The sequence below is a fragment of the Streptomyces sp. NPDC056231 genome (assembly GCF_048270745.1).
Lineage (GTDB): Bacteria > Actinomycetota > Actinomycetes > Streptomycetales > Streptomycetaceae > Streptomyces.
In genome coordinates this window covers 1-12,620 of the sequence record NZ_JBLVKW010000134.1, presented here as the reverse complement: position 1 = coordinate 12,620, position 12,620 = coordinate 1, and the positions used below count along the sequence as shown (strand labels likewise).

Sequence of the window (12,620 nt, the reverse complement as noted above, 5' to 3'; positions counted from 1 at the left end):
GTTGCGTTGAGAGGCGCACGGCGGGTTCGGCGAGAGGTCCGGAGAAACGGACCGGGAGCAACCCCGGCACCGCGCTCCGGGCCTACTCAGCGGAGTTGTTACGGCGAATGATTTTGCAGTTCGATTCGGAGGCGTCGCAGAGCTGTCGGCCGGGACAACCCGTACTCGGGGGTGCCCCGGTGCGGGTGTGCAATCGGCTCCGCACCCGGACGTGGCAGCCGGGCCCGGCGCTCGCGACCGTGCCCCGGGCTGCTTGGGCTCAGCCCAGCGCGTCCATCAGGGCGGTGACATAGGCATTCAGCCGCTCCTCCACGGCCCGCGTTGTCAGCTCTGTCCTCCCTGCCTCACGCCATGGCTGCGCCACCTGCTGCACTTCTGCTGAGCACGCCAGCCCGTCCCGTAACCGCCTTTGCAGGCACCGTGGCCCGCCACAGCGTGCCCGACCCCGGGGCCTTCTTCGAGGTGCTCGAGCTCCTGGTCGGCATCCGCGTCCAGCTGCCACTGCCCATGGCGGACACACACACCCGCACCCCACCGCGCACGCACGTGTCGGGGTCGGCCGAGGATCACACCTCGGTCGACCCCGACCCCGGGAACTGTCTCCCTGGCTGGTCGTCAGCCGCGCGTCATCGCGAAGACGTGCAGCGTGGGCCTGCCGGGAGCGGCTGCGGTGCTGACGTCGGGCAGTTGGACGCTGACCGGTGTCTTGCCGGACAGCAGTGCCACATCCACGTAATAGACGTAGCCGGCATGGTCATACCTCTGGTTGTTCTGGCGGTTCTGGTACGCCGTGCTGATGGCGACGTCACCGGTACCGCCGAACCAGTCCTGGCCGCTCAGGGTGAACTGCTGGCTGGTGCCGTCCGAGTAGTGGATGGTCGCGGTGCCTCCGGCGGGGCCGTAGCTCGAATCGACGAGGAAGCCGAGTGTGCCCCCGCGGGTGCCGTTGATCGCCACGGTCTGGCCGGAGGAGACAACGTTATCCAGGCCACCGGTGGTGACCGTGCCCGTGGTCTCGTTGCCGCTGGCGGTGGCGGGCCAGACGAAGTCGAGCCCCTTGTGGGAGATGGTCGAGCCCGCGGTCACGCCGGCTTTGCTGAGGACCTGTGCGGACAGGCTGCTGCCCCATCCGTCGAGATCACCCACATTGGTCGCGGTGTCCTGGGTGACGACCACACTGTTGAAGGTGGACGCGAGGTCGTCCACAGCGTTGCCGAGCCCCATGGCGTAGACGTGCAGCGTCGGCGTCCACTCGGTGGCAGCAGAACTGACATCGGGCAGCTGGACGCTGACCGGTGTCTTGCCGGACTGCAGTGGCACACCGACGTAGTGGACGTATCCGGGAGCGTCGTACTTCTCGTTGCCCTGACGGTTCTGATAGGCGGAGCTGACGGCGACCTCACCGCTGTCGCTGAACCAGTCGGGGCTGCTGAGGTCGAACTCCTTGCTCGACCCGTCCTTGTAGTACAAGGTGCCGGTGCCCCCTGCGGGGCCGTAGCTGGCCGAGACCAGGAAGCCGAGCGTGTCACCCGTGCCGCTGACCGCGATGGTCTGACCGGAGGCGACCATGTTGTCCGGCTTCCCGGCGCCGGCCGTGGCGGGCCAGGTCAGCGCGACACCGTCGTGGGCGATCGTGGAACCCGGCGTCACCCCGGATGCGGCGAGTGCCTGCGCGGAGAAGGTGGCCCCGCCGCCGTCGATGTCACCGGCGTCGTAGCGGTGTCCGTCCGGCGACAGCGGCAGTCAGCTCACCCACCCGGCGGCGCCCTCGCACTGCTGCGACCATGCCCGCATATTCGACGGCCTCCGGGGCGACGCCCTGGCAGTGTGCCCACAAGGTGCTGGTCAGAGCACTTATATCCACCCGAAGCATCACCGAAGGACTGCATGAACACCGGCTTTGACGCCACGGCCTGGCGCTACGGACCGCTGGCAACCCTGTTCTACGAAATCGACAAGCCGGTCGGCACCTCGTTCGGCGACGTCGAGTTCTACGCCGACCGCCTGCGGAACGTATCCGGCCCCGTACTGGAACCCGCCGTGGGCACGGGCCGCATCCTGATCCCCCTGCTCGAACGGGGACTGGCCGTGCGCGGCTACGACACCTCGGACGCCATGCTGGGACAGTGCCGCATCAACTGCGCCCGGCGAGGACTGAAGGCCGATGTCTTCGAAAGCGACATGACCATGCACTGCGAACCCGGCGCCTTCGAAGCGATCGTGATCCCCACCGGTTCCTTCGCCCTGCTTCCCGACCATGACAGCGCACAGACCGCGCTGGCCGCCATGTACGCCAGCCTGGCTCCCGGAGGTCGGCTGATCGTCGACGTCGAACCGCCGTCCCTGGACACGGCCCCCGACACTGGACCGGTCCCGCACCAGTGGAACGGCAGCGAACTGGTCACCCTCACCACCTGGCGCACGCACGTGGACCCGGTCGCCCAGCGCACCACCCGCTGGCTCCGCTACGAAGCCTGGACGAACGGCGCCCTGACACGCACCGAACTCCAGATCTTCTCCCTGCTGTGGTTCGGGCTGCCCCAGTTCACCGCCATGCTGCACCAGGCGGGCTTCACCGACGTCACCGTCCACGGCGGCTACCGAGCAGACACTGCACCAACAGCCGCAGACAACGTGTGGCCTTCGAGGCCACCCACACGTAGCGCGCCTGCCCTCACCGGAAAGCCGCCCGGGCAAACGTTGCTTGATACGGAGTGTCTTCAAAGTCCCGTCTGCCCGGCGCTGTGTGGTGCGCACCCTCCCTAGGGCATTCCGGGAGGGACGGGCTCCGCGGTACCGCGCCGCGCCACGAACACGAACTCCTTGCCCGGCCGGTCGGGTGCGTCGCGCACGTCCTCGACGACGAAGCCGTGCCCGTGCAAGTCCCGCTCGATCTCCGTACGTTCGCGGAAGCGGAGTGTCGATTCCGAAGTCAGTACGTCCCCGTCCGCAGCGAACACGTGCGTACCCCGGAAGCTCACCAGCGGCAGGCTCACGTCCGTCAGCTCGGCCCAGGTCTCGACGTGGCCGACGCCCGGGATGTCCGTCATGCGGTACGTGGTCTCGCGCGTCCACTCCGCCCACTCCTCCCACACGCGCTGCGCCGGATCGCGCGTCTCGAAGACAAGCCGCCCGCCGGGCCGCAGCGCCTCGTACGCGCTGCGCAGCGTCGTACGCCACGCCTGCGGATCGGCGATTGCCTGGGCGACGTTCCCGGTCATCGTCACCAGGTCGATCTGCATGGGCGGCAGGTCCCGCGCGTCGCCGTCGAGCCAGCGCACCCGCTTCGCGCCCGGCTTGCCACGCGCGACGTCGACGGACGCCCGCGCGGGATCGATCCCGGTGACCGTAATCCCGCGCTCGGCGAGCAGCAGCGCGAACACGCCCGTACCGCACCCGATGTCCAGCACGGACCGCGCGCCGAACTCCTCCGACATCGCGAGATACGCGTCGAGATCGCTGCGGTCCGGATCGAGTGGGTCGTAGATGGCGGCGAGGCGCGGATGCCCGAAAGTTGCGTCAACCATGGAGGCGAACGTATGTGGCCCCGAGCCCACGCGGCCACTGCTTTTTCGGGTTACGGCGCCAAGCGGGCGCGGCGAAGTGCGCCGCTGACCCCGGCGCCCCTATCGGGTACGGCCGTACCGAAGCGAACCTCGGCCAGGCCGCTTAGGATTCAAATGTCACGCCCACATCAGGAGCGAGGCAAGGGTGACGGCCGCTTGGTAGGACTGCGGTCTTGTCGTAGCGGGTCGCGATGCCACGCCACTGCTTGAGGCGGTTGAAGCACCGTTCCACGACGTTGAGCTGCTTGTAGAGCTGCTTGTCGAAGCGGGGCGGGTGTCCGCCTCGGCTGCCGTGGCGGGCCCGGTTGCGCTTCTGGTCGGCCCGCTCGGGAATGGTGTGGGCGATGCCGCGCCGCCGCAGTCAGGTGCGTATCGCGCGGATGACGGCCAGGACCGCGGCCCTACCGACGGCGCAGGCCCCGGAGCCGGACGCGTCCGATGACGAGCGCGGCCGGGATCGAAGGCTGGGCATGCGAGGGACCCCTGCGGTGTCGCCGGGGTCCCTCGCTGTGGGTTCGATTAGCGTCTGGAGCGCCTCCCCCCCCGCAGGAACGAAGGAGATCCACCATGGCCACGGTTGCAGACCTCCAGCCTGACCCGAGTCAGGCCGTGCGCATCGTCAGCTACCGCCAGAGCAGCAGCGGCGTGTACCACGACGGGATCGTGCGTGCGGTCGATGCGTGAACGCCGACGAGAACCTGTACGCCGTCACCCTGTACAGCAAGACGTACAGCCGTGAGTCCACGGTCTACGTCAACGGCACAGACCAGGTGACCGAGCCCACCCGGACGTCGGGACCCGCGAACACTGATCGGTCGTACGCCGATCGCTGGCGGGAATTCGACCAGCAAAACGCCGGGTGGCGCCCGGCGGACGAATAGCCATCCAGGCGGTGGCCAGGGATTTCGCAGCTTGTGTGGCGTCCCTGGCCAGTCGGGCGCCGTGGCCCCCGACGAGTCCGCATCAGGCGGTGGACGCCGGTCGACGTCGCCCGGCACGTCGCCGAGCGTGACCCCGCCGCTCGACGGAAGCGTTGGGGCTTCAAGGTCGTCCCATGGCCTCTTTTGAACTTCTCTCGATCTCCCGACCTGGACGCGCGGCGGCTGAGTGCGGGGCAGTTTGTCCGTACATGCCAGGCGGCGGATGGCGCTCGTCGTTCAGGAGAGCACGACCGGCTGGCCGGTGAGGTGCACGCCCGCGTGTTTCATCTCGTCTACGGCCGCGCGGGTGGTGTCCGGAGCGACTCCGGCGGTGTAGTCGAGCCGGACGCGGACGGTGAAGCCGGCGCGGATGCCGTCCAGTGCGGTGGCTCTCACGCAGTGGTCGGTGGCGATGCCCACGATGTCCACCGCCGCGATCTTGCGGTCGTGCAGCCAGTCGGCGAGCGAGGTTCCGCCCTCGGTCGAGCCTTCGAAGCCGCTCTTCGAGGCCGAGTGGGCGCCCTTGTAGAACACCTCGTCGACGGTGCCGTCCGCGGTGACGGGCGCGAAATGGGGGTGGAAGTCGCCGCCCTCGCTTCCGGCCACGCAGTGGACCGGGAACGAGGTCGAGAAGTCCGGACGGTCGGAGAAGTGCCCGCCCGGGTCAATGTGGTGGTCGCGGGTGGCGACCACGTGCGCGTACGTGCTGCCCGCCGAACGCCGCACCAGGTCGGCGATGGCCGCCGCGCGGCCCGCACCGCCCTTCACCGGGACGCTGCCACCCTCACAGAAGTCCTTCTGCACATCCACCACGATCAGTCCACGTCGCACGGCTCGTCCCCTTGGTCGCGTGATACCGGCCCGCAGACATGATGTGCACACAGACCCAGACCGCCGTCGGCTGCGCTGGGCCGACTGCCGCGCCCGACCACCCGACGAGCGAACCCCCCAACCCGACCGCTCGCCAGGGCGGGGATGTTCCACCAGCACGAGGTGATGGCGTAGGCGTCCGCGAACATGGCGCGGCCGCCCGCTCCCAACCGCCGCTCCAGCTGCAGCCGCAGCTGGTGTGCGGTCACGACTTCGGGCAGCGCGGTCAGCCGATTCAGTCCTCACCTGCATCTTCCCGTACATCTAGCCGGGCCCTGACTACCGGCGCACCTTCCTCTTCCGCATCAGTGTCAAATGACCCGTCATTGCGCATGCCGGGAGGTGCCTCAGTCCTCGGCGCGTTGATCCACATCATCTCCGCAGGCTGATTGCCGTTGGGACGTGGATCTGCACAAGGCCGGCTTCTGCCAGGTCTGCCACGAGGATTCGGGCGACCCCGAGAGGGATGCTCAGCCGGTCAGCGATGGGATGCGCGTACTCGTCGGTGTCTGACCGGCAGTGAACTGGGCTTCAGGTTGCCGGTCTGCGGCATGACAGTCTGTCCGCATCCCTGCGTACGGTGCATCTGTCGACGCCCCTGCACCGGAGGAACGGAATGTATCTGCTCCCTCTGCTGCTGGGCGTCGGGCTGATACTGGTCGGGCTTGCGCTGGCGACGGACCACCGCGGGATCGCCCAGCGGATCGTGGACACGTACCTCAATCCTGCCCACGCAGCCCCCAGCCTCCTGCGGACCTTCAACCGACTGGGATTTGAGCATCCAGGGATGGACTTCCTCCGCTACGCCCCACTCCAGTGGAGGTTCGTGCGGATCTGGGGTGGGTTTCTATCCGCCTTCGGCCTCGCGTTCCTGGCCGCAGGCGTTGTACTCCTGGTTCGCGCCTGACCGCCGCTATGCGGGCTTCGGACCGGCGCGCTCTTCGATGAGATGTTACGATCCGTAATCGCTCCACGGAATCTGCGCCAGAACCGTTTCTCGTGAACATCGAACGTGACACAGTCCGGGTGGCCAGGGACGATCACTCCATCGTGTCCCGGATTCGTATGGATCTCACCTGCTGCCACAATTGCCCTCGTGCAGCCGCTGCCGATTCCCTGCCCCGCCCACCTCATCCCGGACGCCACCGGCACCGACGCCTTCCACGACGTCTACCGGAACGCCATGGCGCACAACGCCGTATTCGTCGCCACCGAATCCGAAGCACGCCAACGGTGGACCGTGAAGGCGGACACGCTCACCGTCGGCTCCGGCCACGCTGTCGCCGACGCCGTCAACGATGCAATCCGGGCTGCGATCGCCCGCCTGATCCAAAGCCACGAGGTCGATCTGGACGCCTATACGGGACCCGTCTACTTCATGATGCACGGCCTGCGGAGCGAAGAACGAGCCCGCGAACTCGCCGCTGCACTCCACGCCGCCCTCTACGGAGACCCGGAACCTCTGGCCCGTGCCGTCCCTCTCACCCGCTGACTCGCACGCAACCACCGAGGCCGACACCTCTGCATCAACGGCCGTAGGCAGCCGAGAAGCAGCTTCTGAGGACACGCACGCCTTCGCTATCGTGGCCGCCGCCTTCGGCCCCGTCGCACCGTGGCCACCTTCCGCCGACAGGGCCTCGCTCTCGGCGCGCCCTGGAAAGACGTCCGCGGGCCGCCTCTGAAGCACAAGGGCTTCCCCGCCCCGGCTCCGGTTCCGGGCCCGGGCGGGGACGGCGACAGGCCGCCAACCCTGCCTGGTCTCAAGCTCATTGAGTATTGCGCTCAGCGCATTACGATTGGGATCGCTGCCGAGACCGGGTCCGCTCGCATCATCAGCCAACTCGACCGCCTCGACCAGGTCCTCGCGCCCCCGCGGACGGGGTTGCGTTCGAGAGTGCGGTCACCCGGCTGCCCGAGGCGGTCGCCTGCCACCACATCACCGGCAACTTCGACTATCTGCTCCAGGTCGAGGTGGCCGACCTGCCCGCCTACGAGGACTTCCACGCCGACAAGTTGGCCAGCCTGCCCGCCGTGGCCGAGATCGTCCAGCTCGCCCTGGACCTACTGGCCTGGCTGCCGATGCTCGCCCTGACCGGCAAGCCCTAACTCTGGGAGCCCCGGCGGATCCGGCTTCGCCCGTTCTCCGCCGCGGCCCAGTTGGTCACCACCGCCCGCAGGCGACACCTGAGATTCGCCCGCCACTGGCCATGGACCGACGCGATCACCAACGCGATTGAGAGGCTCGACGCGCTCCCCAGCCCAGGCTGACCTGCCAAACCATCTGACCGGACGAGCAGAACCCCATGACCGAAGCCGTGGAACCCGGCGCCCACCCGACGCGAGAGCCGGGCCGTCGCCCTGCCCATCACCGGCCCGACGAACCGAAACGGGCCGCCGGAGAATCCGACGACCCATCATGAAACTTTGAGCTAGTGCGTGTTGTGGAAGTTCTCCGGCGCCGTCGGAGGTGGCTGCAAGGCAGCGCTACACGCCTGCGACCTGCGTCTCCTGCCGGATCCCCGGCAATCCGACACGCACCCCGCGCTGCCACAGCGGCATGGCTGGCTTGACGCATTCCCATATCGGAATACGATGGCTGACATGGCACGGGCCCCGACGACAGCAGACGCGTTCAACGCCGTGGCAGAACCGCAGCGCCGGCGGATACTCGATGTCCTAGCCAGCGGTGAACGCACCGTCACCGCCCTGGTCGAGGAACTTGCGCTGACACAGCCGCAGGTCTCCAAACACCTGCGCGTCCTGCGGGACGTCGGTGCCGTGGACGTCCGGGAGGACGGCCGGCACCGGCTCTACCGGCTCAACGCCGAGGCACTGAAGCCGATCCACGACTGGGTCGGTAGATACGAACGGTTCTGGTCGGTGCGGTTCGACCGGCTGGACGCCGTCATCGAGGACCTCAAGCAGCAAGAGCACCACGACGAGAGAACGGAGAACAGACCATGACCAGCAACCGCACCGCGACCCTCACCCTGCCGGCGGACGACCAGATCCTCATCACCCGGGACTTCGACGCGCCCCGCCGGCTGGTCTACCGGGCGTGGACCACGCCTGAACTGGTCAGGCGCTGGTGGTGCGGCGAGCGCGGCACGATGGACACGGTCGAGATGGACTTCCGTGTCGGCGGCAAGTGGCGGTACGCCATGACGGCCAACGGCGGATTCGAGGTCGCCTTCCACGGCGAGTACCGCGAGATCGTCCCCGAGGAGCGGATCGTCTGGACCGAGGTATTCGAGGGTGCGCCGGGAATGACCCCGGAGGAGGCGGAGAAGAACGCCGCGGTGAACACGGCCGTCTTCACCGAGAAGGACGGCCGTACGTCGCTGTGGATGCTCACCGAGGTGCCGGACCGCACCATCCGCGACGCGATCATCCAGTCCGGCATGGAGACCGGCATGCAGGAGCAGATGGCGGCACTGGAGAAGCTGGCGACCTCGCTGGCCAACGAGGGCGTGTTGTGAAAGTGCTGGTCACAGCCACTCATTGATGGCTGCGACCAGCACGGTCGCTTCGTAGCGGACGGCGAGTTTCTCGTACCGGGTGGCCACGGCTCGGTGGTGCTTTCCACCGTCAGTTCGGTCTGGATCCGGGTGTACGTCTCGCGTTCCGTTCGTCGCCCGCCCATTACCTCCGCGCCCGCCAGGGCGGTACCGATGTGCGCGGCGAGGACTGGTTCCAGGCGGGCAGACAGCCTTACCTGGCTGTCCTCGTCGCCGATCGCCGGGTTGGGGTGCTGCGCCAGATCCCAGCAGGCGTACGAACCCGGATACCGCGCGGCCAGCGCGCGGCCGCGGGTCACGGACGACGCAGCCCTCGACTGAGCCGCTCCTGAACCCGTGATGCTTCGACGCCGCTTGGCACGGGTTCGCCGGTCACGAGCAGTCGAACCAGTGCCCGATGGGGCGGTCCGGGCAGGTTCGGCACTCGAAGATGTACACGCCTCCGACGTCGCCGAGGCACAAGCCTGCGGGATTGTCCGCGGCTTCTGTCCAACCGCTGTCGGTTCTGTCCTCCACCGGCAGCCACGTACGCCAGGACTCTCCGTCGAATTCCTCGCTCGCGACGGTCAGCAAGTGCTCCATGCGCCCGCCGCAGGCTTCGCAGTCGGGCCAGCAGGGTTCCTGTGTCCAGCCGGGGTAACCCCCCAGCTTGATCCCGGGCGCCTCAGCCAAGTGATACCAGTAGTCCAGGCCGGTCGTTGCCTTCAGCTCCTTGAAACGGGCCTGCAACGCGTCATGCGTGTCCCGGGAAAGGTCCCAGCTGGGGTACTCGGTCACCTGCTCCGGGTGGACCACACACGGGTCCGGATACCAGTCCTTCGGGAGGTCTTTCACCGGCTCCGGAGTAGGCAGAATGTCTTTGATGACTCCAGAGTCCCTCCAGTGCACCTGCGGCAGGGGGTAGCAGTACTCGCCGTGCGCATAAGGGCACCACAGCACCTGCAGCAGGTCGGTTCCCTCTGGGAAGGGGATTCCGGGTGCGTCGGCCGGGCGGACCTGGACGATGGGAACCATGGGCACGGCAGCCTGGACCTCGCTCACGGTGTCGGGGTCGAAGTGCTCCTCTATGCAGACCGGCCATGGCTCTGCCGCAGGCCACAGCAGTGGCCCTCCAACGGAACTGTCGTGGTGCGAAGGGGAGCCGGCGCGCGGGTGAAGGCGGACGGACTCACGGCGGAAGGGGACCAGCTCAGGGAAGAGCTTTTCCACGTCCACGGGGCGGGCAGGGGTGCGACGGATCATGCATCGGACTCTAGGACCGGGGACTGACAGCCACCCTCCGTAGCGGGCGCCGGCCCCTGGGAACGGGCATGCCCGCTCGCAACGGCGTATGCGATCTCTCGGTTTCGTGTCAGTGAAGGGTGTGACAGTGGCGGGTTCCCCGTTCACGAGCGCCGCGTCGAACTTCTCCTTGCCCGCGTTTTCGATGACGACCGTGATCCGCTAGGCCTTGTTGCCCTTCGTGTGCCCGGCGGCGTACGCGTCGGGGGTGTACGAGGCCGCGTCGCCGACCGTGACGGTCAGGTCGTCGCCAGGGCGCAGTTTGCGACCGGGCGCCCCAATCACACGGCTGGTGGTTCCAGGTCGACCCCGTCACGGAACCGGAAGCTGCAGCTGGAGCTCCACGTCGGCGAGCCCGGGGCCGGTCCTCGGACGCGACGCCGGGTTCTGGCGCCGCGGCACCGGCGTCCGCGCCCTGCGGAACCCCGGCCGTCGCACGGCGAGGGTGCGCATCGTCACCCCCAGGGCCAGGGGGCGGCGCCTCCGTGGCCGGCGTCCTCCGTCAGTCGACGGCCTCGCGGATGCGGGCCGGGAGGGTGTCCCAGGGGCGGCAGGGGACCACGGGGAGGGCGTAGGTGCGGGCCTGCTGGGCGAGCCAGTGGGAGTAGCGGGCGCTGACGTCCGCGCGTTCCGTCTGGTCTCCGTCGTCGGGTTCGCGGGTGGCGTAGTTGACAGCGATTTGCCCGGGTTCGTGCTCGTGTAGGAAGACCGCCCGTACGCGGCGTCCGGCGGCCCGGCCGTCCTCGACGGCCCGCGCGGCGGCGGCCGGGGTGAGGTAGTCGCCCTCGATCAGGGCCGGTGTGTCGACCGTCAGGCGGTTGTGGACGACGCCCAGGACGGCGGGCTCCAGGGCTTGTGCGGTGGCGATCTGCAGGGCCAGTACCTGATCGTTCGTCAGGCGGGCTGTGTCAGGGGAGTGGTCGAAGTGGTGGAGGGCGGGGTGGTGTTCGGCTGTGGTGATGGCCTGGACGGCGCTGACGACGTCGTCGAACTCGACGATGAATCCGTCCGTCCCGGCGGCGAGCCGGGCGGCGGCGCGGCTCTTGCCGATACCGGAGGCTCCGCCGAGCAGCAGTATGTCCCATGTCGTTCCTGTCACGGGGTGACCGTATCCCGCGGCTGCCGGCTTGTGCCGCGGGTTTCCACGATGGCCGCGGCTTCCGGCAGGGCGGCTCGCGGGTCAGGGCAGGCCCTGCGCCTCGGCTTCATGATTCACCCGAGCTACGAATCTCTCGATCCGGTTGTTCAAGGCGTTGTTCTTCAACGTGCCGTGGTAGCCGCGAGGGTCAGGGAAGTCGTGGTGAGCGGCGCTGAGCAGGAGTTCCCTCTCGGGCACCATGCGTTCCAGAACGCGGATGGCCTGGACAACCGGCGTGATGGCGACCCAGGGGACCTCACGTTCCTCGCCGTCGGAGACATGATTGCCGTCATCGTCGGTGACGTTCTTGTAGTGATGGCTGCGGATCAGGTGTCGTCCGACGGTGTCGTCGGCGGCGGGTTCGAGGTCGGGGCAGCACCCGGACCGCAGGCCCTGGACTACTGGCGAGAGGGGGTGAGCAACTGTTGACTCCCGAGGCCGTTTGAGTGTGCGTAACCAAATTTCCACCCCGAACCCGCACAAGCCCACCTGGACCACGTGCGCCTGCTGCAGCACGCTGTCCAGCGCTGTCGTCCCGTCCATGAACCGATCTCTCCCCGCCTGGGCCGCAGGGGCACAGTCCGCCCGATTCCACCGCAGCTCCCGACCGCATCGCAACTCGGTTCCCCCGCGCCCGCACTTCAGCTCGCACGCCGCCAGGCGGATCCCTCCGGGGTGAAGGTGAAGCCGTCCGTGAACAGGGTGCCGCCGTCCCGGAAGACCCAGAGAACGGGTTCGGCATGGACGGAGGCCGGCGACGAGCTCGGACTCGGGGCGAAGCTGTTCCAGGGGTGGAAGCAGAGCAGGGTGTCGTCTCGTGGCTTGTCGTTGACTGATGCGCAGTGGGCGCAGCTTGGGAATCACCCAGCACACAAGTTGATACAGGATGCTTGAGCTGCGGAAAGGCCGTCCCGTGCAATCCGAGACAGCCCATTGGAGTGACCGGGATAGACCGCGGGTCGCTGACCGTCATACCGGTTGCGCTGAAGTTCTAGAGGCACGCCGCCGACTGGGGGCGGTTGCTGTGGTTGCTGTACTTCGCTGCTGTACCGCAGCGGGCTATCCGCTGAGAGCGTTCGCGAGAGCCACGAAGATGCCCACGCCGAAGACGGCGAGGGCAACGAGCCCGACAACCACCAACGAGCAACACGAGGCGACCGCCACCATGACCCACGCCCGCCCCACGGCCCGGTGATAGTCGGTGTCGTCGTCCCAGTTCTGATCAACCACTTTTGTCAATCCCCTGGAAACGTAGAGGCCTTCCTTACGCGGCTTGGTCCTGCTGATGGTGCTCGGCGCGTGCTTCGCTGATGGTGCGTTCGAACTC

General features: G+C 68.0%; 14 protein-coding genes and 5 pseudogenes. 8 read left to right on the top strand and 11 right to left on the bottom strand.

What is annotated here, in order from left to right:
- Nucleotides 1–259: 259 nt before the first annotated feature.
- Both ACNPQM_RS42070 and ACNPQM_RS42065 read right to left on the bottom strand, forming a co-directional pair.
- Nucleotides 260–406: pseudogene (locus ACNPQM_RS42070) on the bottom strand (aminoglycoside phosphotransferase); the annotation flags it as partial.
- A 209-nt stretch (nucleotides 407–615) separates the two neighbouring features.
- Complete coding sequence (locus ACNPQM_RS42065) at nucleotides 616–1,650, bottom strand: hypothetical protein (RefSeq protein ID WP_418088130.1); 1,035 nt, start codon at nucleotides 1,648–1,650, stop codon at nucleotides 616–618.
- Between the two features lie 237 nt (nucleotides 1,651–1,887).
- Here ACNPQM_RS42065 and ACNPQM_RS42060 point away from each other — a divergent pair, with 237 nt between their 5' ends.
- Nucleotides 1,888–2,766: a class I SAM-dependent methyltransferase gene (locus ACNPQM_RS42060; RefSeq protein ID WP_418088129.1), complete on the top strand. Its 879-nt coding sequence runs from the start codon at nucleotides 1,888–1,890 to the stop codon at nucleotides 2,764–2,766.
- Here the strand turns inward: ACNPQM_RS42060 and ACNPQM_RS42055 are convergent.
- Together ACNPQM_RS42055 and ACNPQM_RS42050 are read right to left on the bottom strand one after the other, a co-directional pair.
- The gene (locus ACNPQM_RS42055; RefSeq protein ID WP_418088128.1) at nucleotides 2,763–3,527 is read right to left on the bottom strand and encodes a class I SAM-dependent methyltransferase; all 765 of its coding nucleotides are present in this window, start codon (nucleotides 3,525–3,527) and stop codon (nucleotides 2,763–2,765) included. The two genes, ACNPQM_RS42060 and ACNPQM_RS42055, sit on opposite strands and share 4 nt — an antisense overlap.
- Before the next feature lie 156 nt (nucleotides 3,528–3,683).
- A pseudogene (locus ACNPQM_RS42050) lies at nucleotides 3,684–3,927 on the bottom strand (IS5/IS1182 family transposase); the annotation flags it as partial.
- A 319-nt stretch (nucleotides 3,928–4,246) separates the two neighbouring features.
- On the opposite strand from ACNPQM_RS42050, the gene ACNPQM_RS42045 reads away from it, so the two are divergent.
- A complete protein-coding gene (locus tag ACNPQM_RS42045; protein ID WP_418088127.1) occupies nucleotides 4,247–4,447 on the top strand; it encodes a hypothetical protein in 201 nt (66 codons plus the stop codon).
- 276 nt (nucleotides 4,448–4,723) lie between these two features.
- Here the strand turns inward: ACNPQM_RS42045 and ACNPQM_RS42040 are convergent, their stop codons facing one another.
- The gene (locus ACNPQM_RS42040) at nucleotides 4,724–5,317 is read right to left on the bottom strand and encodes an isochorismatase family protein (RefSeq protein WP_418088126.1); all 594 of its coding nucleotides are present in this window, start codon (nucleotides 5,315–5,317) and stop codon (nucleotides 4,724–4,726) included.
- Between the two features lie 435 nt (nucleotides 5,318–5,752).
- Nucleotides 5,753–5,842: pseudogene (locus ACNPQM_RS42035) on the bottom strand (DUF742 domain-containing protein); the annotation flags it as partial.
- Nucleotides 5,843–5,972: 130 nt separating this feature from the next.
- Between ACNPQM_RS42035 and ACNPQM_RS42030 the strand changes: the two are divergent.
- From ACNPQM_RS42030 to ACNPQM_RS42005, 6 genes and pseudogenes are all read left to right on the top strand, one after another.
- Nucleotides 5,973–6,263, top strand: a complete 291-nt coding sequence (locus ACNPQM_RS42030; protein WP_418088125.1) for a hypothetical protein — start codon at nucleotides 5,973–5,975, stop codon at nucleotides 6,261–6,263.
- Nucleotides 6,264–6,452: 189 nt separating this feature from the next.
- Complete coding sequence (locus tag ACNPQM_RS42025) at nucleotides 6,453–6,848, top strand: hypothetical protein (protein ID WP_418088124.1); 396 nt, start codon at nucleotides 6,453–6,455, stop codon at nucleotides 6,846–6,848.
- A 284-nt stretch (nucleotides 6,849–7,132) separates the two neighbouring features.
- Nucleotides 7,133–7,339, top strand: a pseudogene (locus ACNPQM_RS42020) (Lrp/AsnC ligand binding domain-containing protein); the annotation flags it as partial.
- Nucleotides 7,339–7,624 (top strand): annotated as a pseudogene (locus ACNPQM_RS42015) (transposase); the annotation flags it as partial. The pseudogenes ACNPQM_RS42020 and ACNPQM_RS42015, both read left to right, overlap by 1 nt.
- A gap of 333 nt (nucleotides 7,625–7,957) precedes the next feature.
- Nucleotides 7,958–8,320, top strand: a complete 363-nt coding sequence (locus ACNPQM_RS42010) for an ArsR/SmtB family transcription factor (protein WP_418088123.1) — start codon at nucleotides 7,958–7,960, stop codon at nucleotides 8,318–8,320.
- Nucleotides 8,317–8,835, top strand: coding sequence for an SRPBCC family protein (locus tag ACNPQM_RS42005; RefSeq protein WP_418088122.1), 519 nt, complete (start codon nucleotides 8,317–8,319; stop codon nucleotides 8,833–8,835). Before ACNPQM_RS42010 ends, ACNPQM_RS42005 begins: the two co-directional genes overlap by 4 nt.
- A gap of 411 nt (nucleotides 8,836–9,246) precedes the next feature.
- On the opposite strand, the gene ACNPQM_RS42000 is transcribed toward ACNPQM_RS42005, so the two are convergent.
- From ACNPQM_RS42000 to ACNPQM_RS41980, 5 genes are all read right to left on the bottom strand, one after another.
- Nucleotides 9,247–10,116: a DUF1963 domain-containing protein gene (locus ACNPQM_RS42000; protein ID WP_418088121.1), complete on the bottom strand. Its 870-nt coding sequence runs from the start codon at nucleotides 10,114–10,116 to the stop codon at nucleotides 9,247–9,249.
- A gap of 201 nt (nucleotides 10,117–10,317) precedes the next feature.
- Nucleotides 10,318–10,440, bottom strand: a complete 123-nt coding sequence (locus ACNPQM_RS41995) for a hypothetical protein (RefSeq protein WP_418088120.1) — start codon at nucleotides 10,438–10,440, stop codon at nucleotides 10,318–10,320.
- A gap of 217 nt (nucleotides 10,441–10,657) precedes the next feature.
- Nucleotides 10,658–11,254: a hypothetical protein gene (locus tag ACNPQM_RS41990; protein ID WP_358863329.1), complete on the bottom strand. Its 597-nt coding sequence runs from the start codon at nucleotides 11,252–11,254 to the stop codon at nucleotides 10,658–10,660.
- Between the two features lie 81 nt (nucleotides 11,255–11,335).
- Nucleotides 11,336–11,836: a hypothetical protein gene (locus tag ACNPQM_RS41985; protein WP_418088119.1), complete on the bottom strand. Its 501-nt coding sequence runs from the start codon at nucleotides 11,834–11,836 to the stop codon at nucleotides 11,336–11,338.
- Between the two features lie 516 nt (nucleotides 11,837–12,352).
- Nucleotides 12,353–12,620, bottom strand: a 268-nt coding sequence (locus tag ACNPQM_RS41980) for a hypothetical protein (RefSeq protein WP_418088118.1), incomplete at its 5' end; no start/stop codon positions are given.